The sequence below is a fragment of the Brevibacterium spongiae genome (genome assembly GCF_026168515.1).
Classification (GTDB): domain Bacteria; phylum Actinomycetota; class Actinomycetes; order Actinomycetales; family Brevibacteriaceae; genus Brevibacterium; species Brevibacterium spongiae.
On sequence record NZ_CP093443.1, the window covers coordinates 1,737,639 to 1,756,582 of the forward strand.

An 18,944-nucleotide genomic window follows, 5' to 3' on the forward strand; every position below is an offset into this window, starting at 1 on the left:
GGGGGCGCTTCGGGCCGCGGAACGAACGTCTGGACTGTTCCGGTTGCTTCTCACGTACAGTGAGAGGGACAGCAGTCAACTCTGAAGAAGGAGAAAGACAAGCATGGCCAACACAGCATTCCAGGGATCTCCGGTCAAGACTGTCGGCGATCTGCCGGGCAAGGGTGAGCAGGCTCCGGCCTTCAGCCTCGTCGGCACCGACCTCGGCGAAGTGAACTCGCAGGACAACGCGGGCAAGCGCGTCGTGCTCAACATCTTCCCGAGCCTCGACACGGGAGTCTGCGCCGCCTCGGTGCGCAAATTCAACGAGCTGGCAGCGGGATTGGAGAACACCACCGTGCTCTGCGTCTCCAACGATCTTCCCTTCGCCCAGGGCCGCTTCTGCGGTGCCGAGGGCATCGAGAACGTCGTTGCCGCTTCGGGATTCCGCAGCTCGTTCGGCAAGGACTTCGGAGTGACCATGGTCGATGGTCCGCTCGCCGGCCTCCTGGCTCGGTCCGTGGTCGTTCTCGACGACAAGGGCACCGTGACACACACGCAGCTCGTCGATGAGATCACCACTGAACCCGACTATGACGCAGCGATTGCCGCTCTGGGAGCCTGAACCGACACAGTCGAGACCGTCGATCGCCCCATAGGTCGATGAGCCCAGTGGCAACAGAACCGGGCGGGACGCATTCCAGCGTCCCGCCCGGTTCTCGTATTGCGACCTGCCCTCACATGCCCACGACTGTGATCGGCAGAGCGTAGTCCACCCCGGCGGCCTCACCGCCGGCGGTGGTGATGTCCGGAATCATGTCCTTCGGCGCGGGGTGATCGGGAAGAGCCTCAAGATAGGCCTTGTGCGCTTCGAGCGACCGCACGCCGCGGTCAACGTGCTCAGCTGTCAGCGCCACTGCGTGAGTGGGTTCCGCACCATTGATGAGCAGACGGTCCGCTTTCCACGCTTCAAGGCCCTCATCGTCCTTGAGTTCGGTGAACACCCACGGATTGTCGGCGTCGCGGATCGCGTCGACGGTGGCGATGCCGGCGTTGCGGTGATCGACGTGGTTGAGCCCCCATCCGACCTTGAGGTCGAAGTTCGTGATCACCACCGCATTGGGTCGGAAGCGGCGGATCGTGCGGGCGATCGCGCGGCGGAGCTCGTGGTCGGCTTCGAGGAGCCCATCGGGGAAGTCGAGGATCTCCAAGTCATCGACTCCGACGATGGTGCAGGCCTTGCGCTGCTCCTCGGCTCGGAGCGCAGCAACCTCATCCGGAGACATGTTTCGGATGCCGGCCTCACCGCGGGTGAGCAACAGGTAGGACACCTCCTTCCCCTCGTCGGTCCATTTGGCCACGGCCGCCGAACCGCCGTATTCCATATCGTCGGGGTGGGCGACGACGCACAGGATCCGGTCGACGTCGGAGTCATCGAAGCGCGGGAGTTCAGTCATGCCTCCAGGCTATGTGGCCGGGTGACGTTCCGCCAGAGGCACTCTCGCGGTCACTGTGGCGATGCCTGAGCGTGTTTGTGGGTACGATGTGGTGGAACCTCTGACCGACCGAAGGCAGCCGATGAAGAACAGCGTGATCGTAACGGCAACGGTGGCGTTGGCGATGATGCTCAGCGGATGTTCGGCATTGAAGGTCACCAGCTCCGAGGAGGCCGGATCGAAACCGGCCCAGGTGGGGATCGATGACGGGTCGTCCACCGCCTCGGCGACTCCGACGCAGGCGCAGATCCCTGATGGGATGGCAGAGACGCCCGTCGAGCTCGGTGACGAGTGCCCTGTCGACGTCAGCCTCGCCATGGGTCCGGAGTGGATGGACGAGTCCGGGTACGACGGTTACCGGCTCTTCTCCAGCGACACGGACGCAATCATCACGGTCAACTGCTTCGAAGACGATGAATCATCGGCGAAAGATCTGATCGACAAAGCGCGGGAGCGAATGTTCAGCACCTCGGGGTCGACCAAAGTCAGCGACGCCACGGGAGCACTTGAGGGCGGCGAATATTGGACAGTCCACGGTCGCCTCTCCGGTGACGACATGCGTGCGGTGAACAAGCAGGAATCGGTGTTCTTCGGCGTTGTCGCAGGTGTCTCAGTCGACGGGACGCTGTTCAAAGTCAGCGTCGACATGCTGGCCCCTGCTGATGATGCGAAAGCCGCCGAAGAGTTCCGGCAGATGCTGCCGACGGTTCGCCTCGACGATGAGGAACTCAAGGCTCCCACCTTCACCTGAGGGCCTCAGGCCTCAGCCGCGTTACCTGTGGCTTCGGAGCGCGGCCTGTACGCGGCATCCGTGCGGACAGACACTGGCGAGCCTCGTCCACGGGACATCCGTTTGAGCAGCTCCCGGCCTGCGATCCTGCCCGCACGGGTTGCTCCGACAGTCGAACTGGCCGAACCGTAGCCGACGAGGAAGAGCCGGGGATCATCCTTGACGGCCACCTCGGTGTCCATGGAAATGCCGCCTTCCGGGGTGCGCAGATGCAAGGGCGCGAGATGTTTCAGTGCGGCACGGAAACCGGTATTCCAAAAGATCACGTCAACGTCCTCAACACGTTCGGACGCAAACGGTGCCCAGGATTCCGGAACGGCCAGACCATCGGCGGCTGAGGGACCCAAACCATCCGAGGTGGTCGGCTGCGAGGAATCGGCAGTACCCGGGAAGTGCACACCGTGGGGGAGGACGCGGTCGAACATGCCGCGGGACACGAGCACCCCTGAGTCGACTCCGTCACGGAACTCTCTCCGGATCGGCAGACCGGTGGTCCGCACGACGCTGGCCGGTGCCTGTCCCGACAGAGTCCTCTCGCGCACTGCACGTTCGACCTCGAGGCCCCACTGTCCGTCGAACTCCCTCTTGGTGAAGTTCGGGGGACGGCGCGTGGCCCAGAGAGTGTCGGTCACCTCGGCGAGTTCGAGGAGGAACTGGGTGGCGGAGATGCCGCCGCCGACGACGAGAGTGCGCAGCCCGCGGAAGTCCTCGACATCACGGAAATTCACCGTATGCAGCTGGTGGCCCTCGAAATCGGCGATACCCGGAACGAAGGGAACGTACGGCTGAGTCCATGTACCGGTGGCGTTGATGAGGAAATCGCTCGAGAGCCGCACCCGTTCGCCGTCGATGTCGGCCGTGATGTGGAGACGTCCGGCCCCAGGTTCGTCGGACGTCACGGAGGAGACATCGGCGGGACGGACGACGCAGAGTTCGAGTTCACGCTCGAACTGGCCGTAGTAGTCGGAGACGATTTCAGAAGCGGGCACGTCCGGGTTCGGACGACCGAGCGGAAAGCCGGGCAGATCGGAGACGTGGTTCGTCGAACCCAGGGTCAGGGAGTCCCACCGTTCGCGCCACGCCCCACCGGGCCCCTCTCCGGCGTCGAGGACGATGAAGTCCCGTCCCGGAACCAGACCGTCGCGCCAGAGGTAGTGCGCGGCCGACAGGCCCGCCTGACCGGCGCCGATGATCACGACGGGCCAGTGAGAGTCGACGAGGAGCTCATTGATTCGGCACACCATGGCACCATTGTTTCAGGTTCCCATCGCCATGTCTCAGGGGGAGTGGAACGGTCGCGGATCGGATTGACCGGGTCCTGAAATGGGAGAAGGATGATGCAGTGAGCACTGAACCGAACGCTGTATCCAATCCGTGGCGAGCATTGTGGGCGCTGTGCCTCGGCTTCTTCATGATCCTCGTCGATTCGACGATCGTCTCCGTGGCCATCCGCGAGATCATGACCTCCCTCGATGCGGACATCAACGCCGTTATCTGGGTGACTTCAGCGTATCTGCTCGCTTACGTCGTGCCGCTTCTCATCACCGGTCGCCTCGGTGATCGGTTCGGTCCCAAACGTGTCTACCTCGTCGGGCTCGTCGTGTTCACGCTCAGCTCCCTGTGGTGCGGAATGACGACGACGGTCGGGGCACTCATCGTCGCCCGAATCGTTCAGGGCCTGGGTGCTTCGGCGATGACGCCGCAGACGATGGCCGTGATCACTCGCATCTTCCCGCCCGACCGTCGGGGAGCGGCGATGGGCATGTGGGGCGCCGTGGCCGGCGTCGCGACCTTAGTCGGGCCGATCCTCGGCGGGGTGCTCGTCGACGCACTGGGGTGGGAATGGATCTTCTTCATCAATGTCCCGGTCGGCATCGTCGCCTTGGCCATGGCGATCTGGTTGGTGCCGCGGCTGGAGACGCATCCTCACCGCTTCGACTGGTTCGGTGTCGTGCTCTCTGCATGCGGCATGTTCCTGCTGGTCTACGGGATCCAGCAGGCTCACGGGGTGAACTGGGGCCCGCTCATCGGCCCTGTCACTGTGCCGTTCGTGCTCGCAGGTGGGGTGGTGTTCCTCGCAGCCTTCGTGTGGTGGCAGAAGGTCAACCGCGCCGAGGTGCTCGTGCCGTTGTCGCTGTTCAAGGACCGGAATTTCACGATCGCTGCAATCGCGATGATCACGGTCGGGTTCGGGGTGACGGCGATGGCGTTCCCGATCATGTTGTGGGCACAGACCGTGCTCGGCTATTCGCCTACCCAGTCGGCGCTTCTGTTGGCACCGATGGCGATCCTCTCCGGTGTGCTCGCTCCATTCGTGGGTCGCCTCGTTGACCATGGGAGCCCGCGAGTGTTGGCCGGAATCGGGCTGGGTTCGTTTGCGGCGGCTCTGTTCTGGCTGGGAGCGATTCTCGATGTCCATACCTCGCTGTGGGCTCTCATCCCACCGATTCTGCTGCTGGGCGTGGCCAACGGTTTCATGTGGGCACCGATCAGCTCGACGGCGACGAGGAATCTGCCTCTGCATCATGCCGGAGCGGGATCCGGGGTGTACAACACAGTTCGGCAGGTGGGTGCTGTGCTCGGCAGTGCTGCGATCGCGGTGGCGATGGAGGCGCGTTTGGAAGCGAACATCGGTTCCTCGAGCGGCATGGTCGGAGACTCCGGCGCCGAGGCGGGGCAAGGCGGGGCCGATGCGTCTGGAGCGGCGGCGGCAGGCATGCCGGATGCGATCGCCACTGGATTCGCTCATGCGATGGGGCAGTCGTTGTGGGTCCCGGCGAGCTTGGTGATCATCGGATTCGCTGCAGTCATGTTCTTCGAACGACCGAAGCCGCGCGTGCGCAGCTGACTGCGCAGCGGGCTCAGGTCGGCGGTGACAGCGGTCATGAAGACATCGCCGAGGTGGTCGGCTGTGTCGGTGTCAGCGGGCCGCGCTCGCGCAGTCGGGTCCGCCCGGGTTCGCATAGCAGTCTTCATCGACGAGGTAGCGGTGGTAGCGGTAGACATCGATGCTGATGTCGTTGCTGGCGACGTGGGCGAATCCGTCGATCGGCAGCCAGGGCCCGCCATCGACGGAGAACTCCCCGCTGAACGTTGCCGTCATCGAGACCGAAACCTTCCCCGACTTCTGGTATTCGTGCCCGATCTGGGGACTTCCGCCGGGCAATGGCTTCGCTCCCTTCGCCGAGGTGGTCGTGCCCGTGTCATCGCCGAAGTCCCAGTTGAACTTCTCCGGAGTGACTTTCACGGTGACCGCGTAGGTCAACAACGTCATATCGATATAGCTGACTTCGGTGTCGGTCCAGAAGGCAGTGGGTTTGCCGACAACAGCCCAGTCTTTCGGCCAGGCGTAGATTGCTGGAGCCGGAATGTCGAAGCTTTGGAATTGAGACTCGGGGATCCGAGTCGGCGGATCGGGACGAGCAGGGGCCCCGCCGCCTCCGCCACCCCCGCCTCCACCGCCGGGGCCGGGTTCGATGGCACAGATGTGGCCGAATACTTCGACAGGGCAGTCGGGCAATGCGGCGCCGCCTCCGCCACCTCCGGAGCCGCCCCCTGACCCTCCGCCGCCAGAGCCGCCGCCACCTGAGCCGCCTCCTCCTGATCCACCGCCAGAGCCTCCTCCGCCTGGAGGTGGTGGCGGGGGTGGCGGATTCACGACCTTGCACTTCTTAAGACTTAGTGCGCTGCATCCAGGGGCAGTATGGACGTCTGTCGGCGGGCCGAAGCCAGTCAGCATGATTCCGCAAAGCAGCGAAGCTAGTAGGACTATTCGTCGCAAGACTCGCTCCATAGACTTTGAGAATCAATTTTCCAGACCTCTTCAGTTCGCTGAGCCATAAACACGACGCGCAAGAGCTCGGGAGAACCTGTGGGTAAGGATTCCCCGTTATCAACGGTTGCAAATTGAGAATTGTCCACGCAGGTAAGAATCGTGACTTCGTCAAGGTTCGAATCGATCTTCTGAATCGTTCGATCGTCAATTGTGAATTTGCCAGCCATATATTTGTCGCTCTGTTTGAGCTCTTTCGAATCGGCTACCAGAACTTTTAAAGCTTCTCCGGTCGAAAAGTCGCGAATTTTGTCTGTTTTCGTTCCGCCGCTTGAATACGCTTGATTTAGGTTGGCGACGTAACCATCCAGGGCTACAAGAGCCCCGTCGACTGCCTTCTTCTCGTCGTCTGTCAGGTCGAGGTCCGTCTCGTATTCGGGGATGTCCACCTCGCCTGCGTCACCCATCGAGCCAGTATCGGGCTGTTGTTCGGGCAACGTCGACGTCGGCACTGCAACAGGGGAGCTGTCGGCACACCCTGCCAGCGTTATCAGGCTCAATGCGGTACAGAGCGCCGACAACAGCAGGGTCGGTCGACGGCAGGTTCGGGTCGTTCCAGTTCTCATTCCACGCCTCTGTGGTCTGCAACTGCGGTGCGGCACCTCGGCCGACACCCGGAAACCCCTACATTATTCGACAGGAACGCTTTTTAGAACAGGCGAAGTCAAATCTGTGGATAACTCACGGGACAGAAAACGCCGCCCTAGTTCTTCGCCGCCTTGGCAGCCTTCGCCGCGGCCTTCTGCTGCTTCTTGAAAGCACGCACTTCCTGAAGGGTCCCCTCGTCGACGACATCGGCGATAGAGCGCCGTGCTCCATCAGCCCCGTAATCACCGGCAGCCTCTTGCCAGCCCTCGGCGTTCAGCCGGAACTGTTTGCCCAGGAGAGCGAGGAAGATCTTCGCCTTCTGATCGCCGAACCCAGGCAGCTTCTTCAACCGTTTGAGCACATCGGCGCCGCTCGGATCACCATCGGTCCAGATGGCCTCGGCATCACCGTCATAGTCATCGACGATGGCCGCGGCCAACTTCTGCACCCGTGCCGCCATCGACTTCGGGAACCGGTGCACCGCTGGGGTCTGCGCGAAAGCGTCAAGGAAGTCGTCAGGGTTCATCTCGGCGATCTCCTCGACGTCGAGAGTCCCCAAACGCTCAGCCAATTTCGCGGGCCCCGCGAAGGCACTCTCCATCGTCACCTGCTGGTCGAGCAACATGCCGACAAGCAGAGCGAAGCGGTCTTCGGCCAACAGCGCATCGGCCTTCGGATCTCCTGAAAGGAACACTGAACTCATGACTCCATCTTCGCACGCAAGCGCCCGCCGATCATCCACGGATATCATCGTCGAATGATCTGTTCCTGTTCCGGAATGCCCCCTGGCACCGACTTCGACCACTGCTGTCGGCCCGCGCTCGACGGTGAGATCTGGCCGACCACCGCCGAGGCGCTCATGCGCTCCCGCTACACCGCGTTCGTCCGCAAGGACGAGAACCACCTCTTCCGCACGTGGCATGCCCGCACCCGCCCCACCGATCTCGGAGTCGACGAAGACACCGAATGGCTCGGCCTCGAAATCCTGGACACCTCCGGCGGGGGAGTCGACGACGCCACCGGAACGGTGCACTTCCGTGCGCGATTCCGGGACCACCTCGGCGACCATGATCTCGAGGAGAACTCCTCCTTCGTCCGTCGCGCCGGTCGCTGGATGTACCTCGAAGCGCTCGAGAACTGAACGCGACTGTGCCTATACTGTGCTTCGACGCATCCAACGCCCAGCCGAGGTCATGATCCCAGCGCATCGACCCCATGGCGAAGGGGAGAGAATCCTCGGACGAAACCGGCACGGTGACTTCCTGACCAGGTTTCGCGCTGGGGGAGGCTTGGTCGCAGAGGAACACGACACCATGACCAAGGACAAAGACTTCAAGAAGCTCGTTCGTTCGCGGATGACGACGACCGGTGAGAACTTCACCGCCGCCCGCCGGGCATTGCTTGATACGAACACCCGCGCGATGACGCCCACCGCAGCTGCGATTGCATCCGAACCGGCGGAGTCCGTTGAATCAAGCATCGAACCGGCTGAACCGAGCATCGAACGATTCCGGACGAAGACACTCAAAACGTTCATGCCGAACAGGCGCATCACAGCCATCCCCACCAAACGCAGGGCCCTCGCCGTCCTCCTCATCGAGGTGCTCGCAGCCGTGGACGCCGATCGAATCTACGAGGAGAAGCAGCTCAATGCCCTCCTCGCCGAATTCCACCCGGACTTCGCGCTCCTTCGGCGGGAACTCATCGACTACCGCCTACTCGAACGAGACGCCCACACCGGGCGGTACTGGGTGAATCCGAACCCGCCGACATACTCCGGTTCACAAGCGCAGGAGATGGCCGGCCTCGCGGCATTTCTGCGCTGAGTCGGCGACGGCGTATCCTTGAAGCTCGAGCCACCACCGGGCAGACACAAGGAGCATCCATGGCCTATCACGCCGATTCGACCGATCTCGAAGAAAAAGAGATTCTCAGTTGGGACATGTTCGGCCGATCGGCGCGTGAGATGGCCCAGACCATCGCGGACTCCGACTACGATCCCGAGATCGTCATCGCCGTGGCCCGTGGCGGTCTGCTGCCCGCCGGAGCGCTGGCATACGCTCTCGGTCTCAAGCTCTCGGACGCGATCAACGTCGAGTTCTACACCGACGTGCACGAGACTCTGCCCGATCCCATCCTGCTCGCCCCGATGCTCGACATCGACGCGATCAAGGGCAAGAAGCTGCTCGTCGTTTATGATGTCGCCGACTCCGGCCGTACGTTGGCTCTCGTCCTCGAACTGCTGCGCAAGCACGGCGCCGAGGCCCAGTCAGCCGTCATCTACGCGAAGTCCGCGTCGATCGTCGACCCGGACTTCGTGTGGAAGCGCACCGATCAGTGGATCGTCTTCCCGTGGTCGGCCGAACCCCCGGTGGAGCCCAGCAAGTAAGCTGACCGTATGAGTCAGCAGTCACGGGACTTCCTCGCCCCGTGCGGACGGGTCCGCGCCTACGCTCACGACGATGTGATCCGAGCACGGGGAATCCGCTATGCCCGCGCCGAGCGCTTCCACCCGCCCATCGACGAACCGCCCGTCGAATTCATCGACGGCAGCGATCCGGGGCCGGCGAGCCCGCAGCTGCGTCGGGACCCGAACGCCGGTATGACCTTCGACCAGCTCGGCGGCCTGCCCATCAGCGAGGACTGCCTGCGACTGAGCGTGACAATGCCGGAGGGCACCGACACCGAGGCTGGACTTCCCGTCCTCGTGTGGATCCACGGCGGAGCCTACGTCGCCGGGGCCGGTGACGCCGAGATCTACGATCCGCACACCTTGGCCTCCGAACAGCACATCATCGTCGTCTCCGTGACCTACCGCCTCGGCGTCCTCGGCTACCTCGGCACCGGCAGACCCGAACATTCGAACCTCGGTGTGCTCGACCAGATCTCCGCGCTGCGCTGGGTGCGAACGAACATCTCCTCCTTCGGCGGGAACCCGGACAATGTCACGATCGCCGGACAGAGCGCCGGAGCAGACGCCTGTGCCCACCTGATGATCGCCGACGGCACCGACGGTCTCTTCCACCGGGTGCTCATGGCCTCAGCCCCATTGGGACTGGCCGGCGGAACTGACACGATGAACTGGGCGATGGCGAAGGTCGCGGAGAAGATGGACCCCGAAGCCGGCGTCGATGACATCCTCCAAGCTCAGGAAGAGGTCCACAAGGCTGCCCTCGTTGGAGGCCTGCACGCGGGAATGTGCTTCGGCGTCCACTACGGTCGGTATCCGCTGCCGACCCGTTCGCAGGCAGCGGCTGCCTGGGCCGAAGTCGCACCGAAATACGATGTGCTCATGACCCGGACAGAACGCGAGATCGCGTTCTTCGCCGGGTTCGTGCCCACCTTTCGCCGCCTCCACGACCGACACCTGACCTCGCCCATGCTCGAATCGCTCATCTCCGGCATCACCTCGGCGGTGTACACCCGCGCCGGGCGCGAATTCTACGACCGTCACCGCATGTCCGGCGGACAAGGGGCACGTCTGCTCATCGTCTCCCGCGGCGACGGCAGCTTCTTCGACGCAGCGCATTCAGGCGACCTGCCGCTGATCTTTCCCGGAGAGATCTGGCACGACTCGTTCCTCGACTACGGTGAGACCACCGCCATCGCCGGACCTGAGCTGCGGAAGATCTGGGGCCGGTTCGCCGTCTCCGGGGCATTGCCCCGTGTGCCAGTGCCCGGCCTCGTCGACATCATGGGCTGAACCGGTGCCTTGAACTGCTGCACCAATGGTGCACCGGCGGCGCATCGGTCCTGGTGTCGTGATTTCACAACCATCGTGTCACCGGCGTCGACTACCGTTGGATCATGGACGCTCACCAGATCTCGGCCGCACGTCTGCTCTCCCAAGGTCTCGTCGGGCCACCACCCGAGTCTCCGACGGGCAGCAGTCTCTCGCCCGCAGGCGCTGTCGTCGAACACCTCGGCTGCGTTCAAGCCCAAGCTCTCGGAGGAGCCCTGACTTCGGTTGCGCTGCGCCTCGGTGCCGACGCGACTGACGGTGTGGCCGCCGTCCGGGCGGCCATCGACGCGGGCGAGATCGTCCGCTCCTGGACTCAACGCGGCACGATCCACCTGACCACAGCGAAGGACATCGGCTGGGTGCTCAGCCTGACCGGCGCCCGGACGATGCGATCCACCGCAAAACGACGCGAATTCTTCGGCATCACCGATCCGATGCTCGACGCGGCAGCCGAGCTGGCCGTCGCGGCGCTCCGCGAACACGGGGCCTTGACCCGGGAAGAACTGCTCGAAGCCTTCGCACCGCTGGGTGCCGGAGACGAATACGGACACGCACGATACCTCATCACCTCCCTGGCACTGCAGAACCTCATCGTCCAAGCGCCCATGATCGAGGGCAAAGACGATATGAAATACGTGCTCACGGCTGACTGGGTGCCGACGCCCACAGAATTGGACGCCGAGGCGGCCCTCCGCGAATGGATGAGACGCTTCGTCCTCAGCCATGGACCGGTGACGATCGATGACGCGACCAGGTGGACAGGACTGCCGAAGACGCAGGTCAGGAACGCCGTCCGCTCCTGCGTCGACGCCGGTGAGATCGTCAGCGTGCGGATCGGCGAAATCGACCATGTTCAGGCGCCCGACCTCGAGGACCGGCTCTCAGAATGGGAGTCGGCTGCTCACGAGACCATGCTGCTGCCGGGATTCGACGAGATCATCCTCGGATACAAGGACCGCACTGCCACCCTTGACGCTGAGCACGAGAAACTCGTCGTGCCCGGAGGCAACGGAATGTTCAAGAACACTGTCGTCACCGGCACCCGCGCCCAAGGCACCTGGAAACGCTCACCGCGCAAGACCGGCCCGCGCGTCATCGTCGTCGCCTTCCCCGGTCACACGGTCGACACCGCAGCCGTCGAATCCGTCGCCGCCGACCATCCGGCATTCGCCTGAATGCACCAGCGCCGATGGAAGAGCGGTGGAAGCGTGCGCGTCCGATGAGCGGTATCGGCATCATCGTCAACCCGAAACATGTCTCCACGCACCGTGCCTATTTCGCCCTTGTCACCGGGCTGAACAGCAGCGGAATCGACTATCGGACCATGTCGACGACCCCAGTTCGATCCGGTCGGTGGCAGGCCGAGCAGCTGCTGGACTGGGGAGCCGCGAGCATCATCATCCTCGGCGGTGACGGAACCATCCGGGCCGCTGCACCTATCCTTGCCGAGGCCGGGGTGCTGACATTCATCGTGCCTACGGGGACTGCGAATGTGCTCAGCCGACACCTGGGGTTCAGCTCCGCCCGACAAGCGATCGACCACTGCATCGAGACCGTGCAACAGCTCTCGAGCTCCCCGACGGCGCTTGGGCAGTCGCAGGAAAGGCTTGTCCCGGTCAACACCGCGGAGGTCCGAGACGCTGCGGGGCAATGGTCCCAGCAGGCGTTTCTCAGCCTGGCCGGAGTCGGAGGCGACGCCCGTGCCGTGGCCCACCACCATCTGGCGCCGGGACTGCTCGGATACATGCTCGGTGCCGGCCGGGCCCTCTTCGCCGCAGACCTGTCGGCAGTGACGGAGCGGGAGGACCCACCTCGGCGCGAACCCAAGCGGATCTGGTCCCTGATGGCCTCGAAAGCGGCGCGTCCGGCCGGGCCGGTCACGGTCTTTCCGGACGCTGACATCGCCGGACGCGAATTCTCCGTGCTCACCGTCGGACCCCTGCCGCGAAGAATCGCTGCGCGGCTTCGGGCCTGGCGCGGCATCGCCGCGGCCTGCCTGCGGGGTACCCCCTCAGACCACCGTCTCATGCACTACCGCAGGGCCACCTCGGCGTCGATCGAACTCACTGAACCTGCCCCTGCACAACTCGACGGGGACCTCATCGGTGACTGCCTCGGATTGCGAGTGAACGCCGGTGAGCACCGATTGAGGGTATCAGCGCCTGCGTCGTGAAGTGCCGAAGATTCCGCGGGCGATCTCGCGGGCGGCGGTGCGCGTGAACTGCTTGAAGGCTGAAGACTTCACCACCTGAGTGAAGAGATTCCCATCGTCCTTCTCCGCAGGTTTCCGTCGGGAACCATCGGACTCCTCGGGGAAGTCGATCCTGTCCGCAGACCCGTTGTCATTCCCGGCCGACTGATCGCCGAGAGAATCGGTGGTCGCGGTGCGCTGCTCTTCGGCATGCGCCTCGGAACCGCCTTCGAGCCGCTTCGCGAGGATCTCCCGAGCCGACTCGTTGTCGATCGCAGTGCCGTACTTCTGCTGCTGCGGGGAGGCGGCGACGGCGGACGTGATCTCGTCCTCACTCATCGGCCCCATCTTCGACTCCGGGGCGCGCATCCGCGTCGGGGCGACCGGGGTCGGCGCTCCGTCGGGATCCATCACCGTGACCACAGCCTCGCCGGTGCCCAACGAGGTGAGCAGCTCCTCGAGATCGTAATCAGACTTCGGAAACGTCTGCACAGTGGCCTTCAGCGCCTTCGCATCATTCGGGGTGTGCGCCCGCAGCTGATGCTGGATGCGCGAGCCGAGCTGGGCGAGCACATCATCGGGCACATCCTTCGGGGTCTGCGTGACGAAGAAGATGCCGACACCCTTGGACCGGATGAGACGCACCGTCTGCGTCACCGACTGTAAGAACGCCTTCGACGCATCGGCGAAGAGCAGATGTGCCTCGTCGAAGAAGAACACGAGTGTGGGCTTGTCAGGATCGCCGACCTCCGGCAGGTCCTGGAACAGGTCGGCGAGCAGCCACATGAGGAACGTGGAGAACAGAGCGGGGGACTGGCTGAGCTTCTGCAGTTCGAGCACGGAGACGATGCCCGCCCCGTTGTCATCGGTGCGCAGCAGATCTGCGGTGTCGAACTCGGGTTCCCCGAAGAAGACATCTCCGCCCTGAGCGGCGAGTTCGGAGATCTTGCGCAGGATGACGCCGACTGTCGCCTTCGATGCCCCGCCGATGCCCTCGAGATCGGCTTTGCCTTCGGCAGAGGTGAGGAAGGTGAGCACGGCCTTGAGATCGGAGAGGTCGAGCAGAGCCAGTCCCGCCTGATCCGCATAGTGGAAGACCAGCGAAAGCACGGATTCCTGCGTGTCATTGAGCTCGAGGACCTTGGCCAGCAGGATCGGGCCGAAAGAGGTGACGGTCGCGCGCATGGGAGTGCCGAGACCCGAGTCACCGAGCGTATAGAACTCGGTCGGGTTGGCCTTCGGCTCCCAGTCCTGGCCCGCAGCGTCGAGACGCTTGCGCAGTTTGTCGGATTCGACGCCGGGAGCGCCGATTCCTGACAGGTCACCCTTGATATCGGAGGCGAAGACCGGCACACCTGCGCGGGAGAGCTGCTCGGCGAGCACCTGCAGGGTCACGGTCTTGCCGGTGCCTGTGGCACCTGCTACGAGGCCGTGCCGGTTGAGCATGGACAGGGGGATGGAGATCGGCGTCTCCTTCGAGAGCTCTTCCCCGTCGAGCGCGACCCCGAGTTCGAGAGTCTCACCATCGAATGTGTAGCCGTCTTTGAGTGTCTGCAGTGCCTCAGCTGTCATGACGCAAACTCTACACAGCAACACCGAGGCGGTGGAGGAATTCTGCATGGATTCGCAGGTCCTGCCCCAACTCGGGGTGAAAGCTGCCGCCCCAGACATTGTTCTGCCGCACCAGAACGGCCCGGCCCTCATGGGCGGCGAGCACCTCGGTGCCCGGACCGGCGTCGAGGATCTGCGGGGCACGGATGAAGGTCGCCTGGAAGGGGTCGCTCAGCCCTGCCACGTCGATCGGTGCAGTGAACGAATCACGTTGCCGTCCATAGGCGTTCCGGGCCACCGTGACATCGAGACCGCCGAGGCGCTCGTAGCCGCCCAGCGAATCGTCGCTGAGCCGATCGGCCAAGAGGATGAGGCCGGCGCAGGTGCCGAAGACCGGCAGACCGGCCGCCATCAGCTCACGCAGACGAGCGAAGAGGTCGGTGCCGGAGGCGATGCGGACCATGGCCGTGGATTCTCCGCCCGGCAGGATGAGACCGTCGAGGTCGGCGAGATGCTCGGACCGGGTGACCTTACGCGACTCGACCCCCAGGGAACCGAGCATGAGCAGGTGCTCACGGAAGGCTCCCTGGAGGGCGAGGACGCCGACTCTCACCATCCGCGTTCGGCCAGACGGTGCGGGGCGGGAACATCGGCGACGTTGATGCCGACCATCGCATCGCCGAGTCCCCGTGAGGCCGCCGCCACAGCCGCCGCGTCATCGAAGTGGGTGGTGGCTTCGACGATGGCCTTGGCCCGGGCCTCGGGATTGCCGGACTTGAAGATGCCCGAGCCGACGAACACACCGTCGGCGCCGAGCTGCATCATCATCGCCGCATCCGCCGGGGTGGCGATTCCGCCGGCGACGAACGTGACAACGGGCAGACGTCCGAGGCTCGCGACCTGCTTGACCAGGTGGTACGGAGCGGCGATCTCCTTCGCAGCGACGTAGAGCTCGTCTTCGCTCTTTGCACCCAGGGCGCGGATCTCGGAGTTGATGGTCCGCAGGTGACGCATCGCCTCGGAGACGTCCCCGGTGCCGGCTTCGCCCTTCGACCGGATCATCGACGCTCCCTCGGTGATCCGGCGGAGGGCCTCACCGAGGTTGGTCGCTCCACAGACGAAAGGAACCTGGAAGACCGACTTGTCGATGTGGTTGACGTAGTCGGCGGGGGAGAGGACCTCGGACTCGTCGATGTAGTCGACACCGAGGGTCTCGAGGATCTGGGCTTCGACGAAGTGGCCGATGCGGGCCTTGGCCATGACCGGAATGGACACGGCGCTGATGATCGAATCGATGAGGTCGGGATCGCTCATGCGGGCGACCCCGCCCTGCGCGCGGATATCGGCGGGAACGCGCTCGAGCGCCATAACGGCCGAGGCTCCAGCGGCCTCCGCGATGCGGGCCTGCTCTTCATTGACGACGTCCATGATGACGCCGCCCTTGAGCATCTGCGCCAGTCCGGTGTTGAGCAGGGTCTGTGTTTCGGTCATTGCAGTAGGTGTCCATTCACTGTTGTGGGTGCGATTCGGGTCGACCGAAGGCAAGCGTACGCAGTGCGCCGCGGTGAGCATTCGCGTCGATGAGCAGAACTCTTAACAGGTGAACGGCCGTTCCGCTCCAGCCTAAACACCGAAGTGGCTCAACAGGAGAGCCAGAACTGCAGAAGAATTTTAGGCCAGATGGCAGGTGGAGAACTACGATCGACTGATGGACACGAGTGCACGGGGCGGACAGACGGCCGCTGGGGCCATTGCGACTGGGCAGGCGCCCGCTGGGCCAGCCGGGAGCGCTGCGACCGGACAGGTGCCTGCCGGGACCGCTGCGACCGGACACGCATCGAGCGCCGAGGGCATCGCCCTGCCGCTGTCGGTCGACAAGACCCGGTCGACCTCTCTGCCCGACCAGCTCACCCAGGAGCTGCGACGCCTCATCTCCGAGGGCGCACTGCGTCCCGGGGATGTGGTGCCCTCGAGCCGCCGACTGGCCAAGCACCTCGGCATCTCACGCGGCAGCGTGGAGACAGCCTATGCCCAGCTCGCCGTCGAAGGCTTCCTCGTCACGGCCGAACGCTCGACGACGCGCATCAATCCGGACCTGCCGACCGCCCCGGAGGCAGCTCATCGACGGCCTCGCGTGCCGGATTCGCCGCGGCGGCGCCTGCGAAACTACGTCGATCTGCGGCCCGGCTTCGGCGGTGACGACCCGTTGCGGGAACCGGCATTCCGACGAGCCTGGAGAGACTCACTCGACGTGGATCCCGGCCCCGTCGACCCGTTGGGTCAGCCGGACGCCCGCTGGGCCATCGCCGACTATCTGCGCCTGAGCCGGGGCATGGCCGTCGATCCCGACGAAATCATCCTCACCAGCGGATCCCGTGATGGTCTGCGTCTGCTGCTGAGTCTCGGCATCGATGGCAGGATCGCTGTGGAGAACCCGGGATTCCCCGGTCTCCGGCAGGCGATGACCGATCAGGAGCTCGTGCCGCTGGACATCACTCAGGGAGCACCGATCCCCAGCCACGTGTCTGCAGCGGTCGTGACTCCGAACCACCAATTCCCGCACGGCACCCCCATGCCCGTCGACCAGAGAGTGCGGCTGCTGTCATGGGCGTCAGAGTCCGGCATCATCCTCGTCGAAGACGACTACGACAGTGAAGCTCGCTTCACGCGCACGGTGCTGCCGACGCTCTTCGACCTCGCTTCGACGACCGGCGGCGCTGCCGAGGTCGTCCACATCGGAACCTTCTCCACGCTGCTGACCTCGGCCGTGTCGACCGGCTACCTCATCGCCCGGGGAGAGATCGCCGGGAGGCTGATGGCATTGCGCACCGCGCTGGGGCCGGCCTACTCGCCGATCCTGCAGATGGCCATCGCGTCCTATCTCGGTTCCGGGGGACTGCGCCGGCGCATCTCTCGCGGCCGGCGACGACTGCGAGCCGCCGAGGAGGTCGTCGCCGATATCGGACCGATCCCCGGACTGGTCCATGACGGTCGCACTCTCGTCATCGAAACAACGGAGGCCGATGCCCAGCACCTTCTGCGGGATCTGTCCGATCAGGGCATCCTCGTCGCCTCCCTGGCCAGGGGGTGGACCGGAGGCGACGAAGTGCGTCACGGGGTCGTCATCGCCCACTCGAACGTCGAGGCCTCGGTGCTGCGTGAGGCACTGGGAACGGTGCAGAAGCTGTTGAGTAGGATGCAGTCATGAGGAAATCCGGATTCGCCGTCGACGGCACGATCAAGATGGTCCTCGCCGTCCTCGGCGGGGTGTTCTCGAGCAGCGTCTCCGAATTCTTCCTGGGCCCGCGCTGGCTGGTCATCACCGCTATGGTGCTGCTCTTCCTCAGCGCCGCGACACAGATCTCCTACGCCGTGGGCAAGGGTGAGAAGCACTACCTGAAGTTCCCGATGATCTTCGACGCTCTGATCGTCCTGGCAATCGTCATCGGTCTCGTCCTCGTCGCGGCCGCCAACCCCGCCGGTGCCTGGATCCTCTTCGGCTTGGTGGCTCTGGGGTCGTTGGGAATCGCCGTGCTCTTCACCACCGGAGAGAACGGGCCGCAGTTCAGAGAGTGAGTCCGTTCAGAGACTGAACGAGCTCAGCGATTGAAGGCGACAGCAGCGCAGTGCCCGGCTGGAATGCCCGCCTCGAGGTCGTGGATGTCGACATCAGGATGCGGTGACTGCGGGCGTGTGCCGGCGCCGATGTAGTCGAGGCCGGGATCGCGGGCCAGCCCGGTGCTCAATGCCTTGAGGAACGCTTCGGTGCGTGCCCATACGCGGACGAAACCGGCGGCCACCTCGTCGTCGGGAAGCGCTTCGAGCTCGGCGCGTTCACTCGCATGGAGCATCTGCATCGCCTCGAGGGCGACATCGCGGTCGGGGACCGCTTCGATGTCGAGTCCGACCGGGTCCTCGGCCACGGCGACGAGGACGAGCCGACGCGACCGAGATACGGAGAACTCGCAGTCATCATGGCGCGGTTTGCCGGCCGAATCGAGTCGGATCTCAATCGTGGCCGGGTCCTGGCCCAGGTGGGAGCCGAGCACGTGGCGGAGGACGACGCGGCCGGCCGACCAGGTGGCGGCGGCCTCGGCGCCGAATTCGCGGGCATAGTTGCGTTCCTGCTCGGTGAGCACGGAATCGTCTTCGCGTGCCCACGCAGCCGCAGCCGATGTATCGGCGAGGATGAGTGTCACGGGCAGATCGGTGGGCAGTTCGGTGAAGCTGGGGTGGAACGCCATCGCTCAGCGGCCCAGCGCCTTGTTGATCTTCTTGAGCTTGCGGCTGAGGACGAAGATCCGCACCGATCCGATCAGCCCGGCGATGAGGATGCCGCCGATGGCGGCGAAGAGCATGGCGACTCCCAGGGGAAGCTCGAACTGCCAGCCGAAGTACTTGAACTCGGCAGGGACATTGTTCTGCAGGATGAAGATGAGGAGCAGGATGACGATGATCGCCCCGATGATGAGGGAGATCCACATGCCCGCTGACATCCCGGCCCCGCCCTTCGTCGAGGGCAGTCTATCGTCGTGCCCGGCCGGCGTCTGTTCGGGAGGCGTCTGCTCGGGCGGCTGAGTCTGCCCGTGTGGGGAGATCTCACGGGTGTCGCCTGCAGTGGGATCAGCCTGAGTGGGAGTCTCGTCCCCGAGCACGGAGTCGGTCTCGGCAAGGAGCTCTTCGGGTGTCTGCGATTCGCCGCGGGGGTCTTGAGTACTCATGCGCCCCATCATATCTGCTGATGGGGCGCATGAGTCGGGGTGTGAGGCATGTGT

Annotated in this window: 21 protein-coding genes; 11 read left to right on the forward strand and 10 right to left on the reverse strand. The window is 64.4% G+C overall.

The features are described 5' to 3' along the window. The first annotated feature begins 103 nt into the window (after positions 1-103). On the forward strand, positions 104-604 hold the full coding sequence (gene tpx / locus L1F31_RS07840) for a thiol peroxidase (protein ID WP_265420084.1): 501 nt from the start codon (positions 104-106) through the stop codon (positions 602-604). Positions 605-716: 112 nt separating this feature from the next. Here tpx and L1F31_RS07845 read toward each other — a convergent pair whose 3' ends face one another. Further along, a complete protein-coding gene (locus L1F31_RS07845) occupies positions 717-1,436 on the reverse strand; it encodes a PIG-L deacetylase family protein (protein WP_265420085.1) in 720 nt (239 codons plus the stop codon). Between the two features lie 121 nt (positions 1,437-1,557). Here L1F31_RS07845 and L1F31_RS07850 point away from each other — a divergent pair, with 121 nt between their 5' ends. Then, positions 1,558-2,226 (forward strand): hypothetical protein, encoded by a 669-nt coding sequence (locus L1F31_RS07850; RefSeq protein ID WP_265420086.1) that lies wholly within the window; start codon positions 1,558-1,560, stop codon positions 2,224-2,226. A gap of 5 nt (positions 2,227-2,231) precedes the next feature. On the opposite strand, the gene L1F31_RS07855 is transcribed toward L1F31_RS07850, so the two are convergent. Then, a complete protein-coding gene (locus L1F31_RS07855) occupies positions 2,232-3,509 on the reverse strand; it encodes an FAD-dependent oxidoreductase (RefSeq protein WP_265420087.1) in 1,278 nt (425 codons plus the stop codon). A gap of 98 nt (positions 3,510-3,607) precedes the next feature. Between L1F31_RS07855 and L1F31_RS07860 the strand changes: the two genes are divergently transcribed. Continuing rightward, entirely contained in the window at positions 3,608-5,113 is a 1,506-nt protein-coding gene (locus tag L1F31_RS07860) for a DHA2 family efflux MFS transporter permease subunit (RefSeq protein ID WP_265420088.1), read from the forward strand. A 72-nt stretch (positions 5,114-5,185) separates the two neighbouring features. Here L1F31_RS07860 and L1F31_RS07865 read toward each other — a convergent pair whose 3' ends face one another. The 3 genes from L1F31_RS07865 to L1F31_RS07875 all read right to left on the reverse strand — a co-directional run bounded on the left by L1F31_RS07865 (position 5,186) and on the right by L1F31_RS07875 (position 7,388). Beyond that, entirely contained in the window at positions 5,186-5,539 is a 354-nt protein-coding gene (locus L1F31_RS07865; protein ID WP_265420089.1) for a hypothetical protein, read from the reverse strand. Positions 5,540-6,033: 494 nt separating this feature from the next. After that, complete coding sequence (locus L1F31_RS07870; RefSeq protein ID WP_265420090.1) at positions 6,034-6,663, reverse strand: hypothetical protein; 630 nt, start codon at positions 6,661-6,663, stop codon at positions 6,034-6,036. Positions 6,664-6,800: 137 nt separating this feature from the next. Continuing rightward, complete coding sequence (locus tag L1F31_RS07875) at positions 6,801-7,388, reverse strand: HhH-GPD-type base excision DNA repair protein (RefSeq protein WP_265420091.1); 588 nt, start codon at positions 7,386-7,388, stop codon at positions 6,801-6,803. Positions 7,389-7,442: 54 nt separating this feature from the next. Here L1F31_RS07875 and L1F31_RS07880 point away from each other — a divergent pair, with 54 nt between their 5' ends. The 6 genes from L1F31_RS07880 to L1F31_RS07905 all read left to right on the forward strand — a co-directional run bounded on the left by L1F31_RS07880 (position 7,443) and on the right by L1F31_RS07905 (position 12,600). Further along, positions 7,443-7,826: a YchJ family protein gene (locus L1F31_RS07880; protein ID WP_265420092.1), complete on the forward strand. Its 384-nt coding sequence runs from the start codon at positions 7,443-7,445 to the stop codon at positions 7,824-7,826. Between the two features lie 172 nt (positions 7,827-7,998). Beyond that, on the forward strand, positions 7,999-8,511 hold the full coding sequence (locus tag L1F31_RS07885) for a DUF2087 domain-containing protein (protein ID WP_265420093.1): 513 nt from the start codon (positions 7,999-8,001) through the stop codon (positions 8,509-8,511). A gap of 59 nt (positions 8,512-8,570) precedes the next feature. Further along, the gene (locus L1F31_RS07890; protein ID WP_265420094.1) at positions 8,571-9,074 is read left to right on the forward strand and encodes a phosphoribosyltransferase; all 504 of its coding nucleotides are present in this window, start codon (positions 8,571-8,573) and stop codon (positions 9,072-9,074) included. A gap of 9 nt (positions 9,075-9,083) precedes the next feature. Continuing rightward, entirely contained in the window at positions 9,084-10,388 is a 1,305-nt protein-coding gene (locus L1F31_RS07895; protein WP_265420095.1) for a carboxylesterase family protein, read from the forward strand. A 104-nt stretch (positions 10,389-10,492) separates the two neighbouring features. Continuing rightward, on the forward strand, positions 10,493-11,602 hold the full coding sequence (locus L1F31_RS07900; RefSeq protein ID WP_265420096.1) for a winged helix DNA-binding domain-containing protein: 1,110 nt from the start codon (positions 10,493-10,495) through the stop codon (positions 11,600-11,602). 44 nt (positions 11,603-11,646) lie between these two features. Next, the gene (locus tag L1F31_RS07905) at positions 11,647-12,600 is read left to right on the forward strand and encodes a diacylglycerol/lipid kinase family protein (RefSeq protein WP_265420097.1); all 954 of its coding nucleotides are present in this window, start codon (positions 11,647-11,649) and stop codon (positions 12,598-12,600) included. Here L1F31_RS07905 and L1F31_RS07910 read toward each other — a convergent pair. Genes L1F31_RS07910 through pdxS form a run of 3 tightly spaced genes read right to left on the reverse strand, consistent with a single transcriptional unit; the run spans position 12,583 to position 15,660 of the window. Continuing rightward, entirely contained in the window at positions 12,583-14,190 is a 1,608-nt protein-coding gene (locus L1F31_RS07910; RefSeq protein ID WP_265420098.1) for a helicase HerA-like domain-containing protein, read from the reverse strand. The two genes, L1F31_RS07905 and L1F31_RS07910, sit on opposite strands and share 18 nt — an antisense overlap. 10 nt (positions 14,191-14,200) lie before the next feature. Further along, complete coding sequence (gene pdxT, locus L1F31_RS07915) at positions 14,201-14,785, reverse strand: pyridoxal 5'-phosphate synthase glutaminase subunit PdxT (RefSeq protein ID WP_265420099.1); 585 nt, start codon at positions 14,783-14,785, stop codon at positions 14,201-14,203. Beyond that, a complete protein-coding gene (gene pdxS / locus L1F31_RS07920; RefSeq protein WP_265420100.1) occupies positions 14,779-15,660 on the reverse strand; it encodes a pyridoxal 5'-phosphate synthase lyase subunit PdxS in 882 nt (293 codons plus the stop codon). Before pdxS ends, pdxT begins: the two co-directional genes overlap by 7 nt. Positions 15,661-15,877: 217 nt before the next feature. Between pdxS and pdxR the strand changes: the two genes are divergently transcribed. After that, positions 15,878-17,377: a MocR-like pyridoxine biosynthesis transcription factor PdxR gene (gene pdxR / locus L1F31_RS07925; RefSeq protein WP_265420101.1), complete on the forward strand. Its 1,500-nt coding sequence runs from the start codon at positions 15,878-15,880 to the stop codon at positions 17,375-17,377. Further along, the gene (locus L1F31_RS07930) at positions 17,374-17,745 is read left to right on the forward strand and encodes a hypothetical protein (protein WP_265420102.1); all 372 of its coding nucleotides are present in this window, start codon (positions 17,374-17,376) and stop codon (positions 17,743-17,745) included. Before pdxR ends, L1F31_RS07930 begins: the two co-directional genes overlap by 4 nt. A gap of 23 nt (positions 17,746-17,768) precedes the next feature. Here the strand turns inward: L1F31_RS07930 and L1F31_RS07935 are convergent, their stop codons facing one another. Then, on the reverse strand, positions 17,769-18,413 hold the full coding sequence (locus tag L1F31_RS07935; protein WP_265420103.1) for a 4'-phosphopantetheinyl transferase family protein: 645 nt from the start codon (positions 18,411-18,413) through the stop codon (positions 17,769-17,771). Positions 18,414-18,416: 3 nt separating this feature from the next. Then, a complete protein-coding gene (locus L1F31_RS07940; protein WP_265420104.1) occupies positions 18,417-18,890 on the reverse strand; it encodes a LapA family protein in 474 nt (157 codons plus the stop codon). Positions 18,891-18,944: the final 54 nt, after the last annotated feature.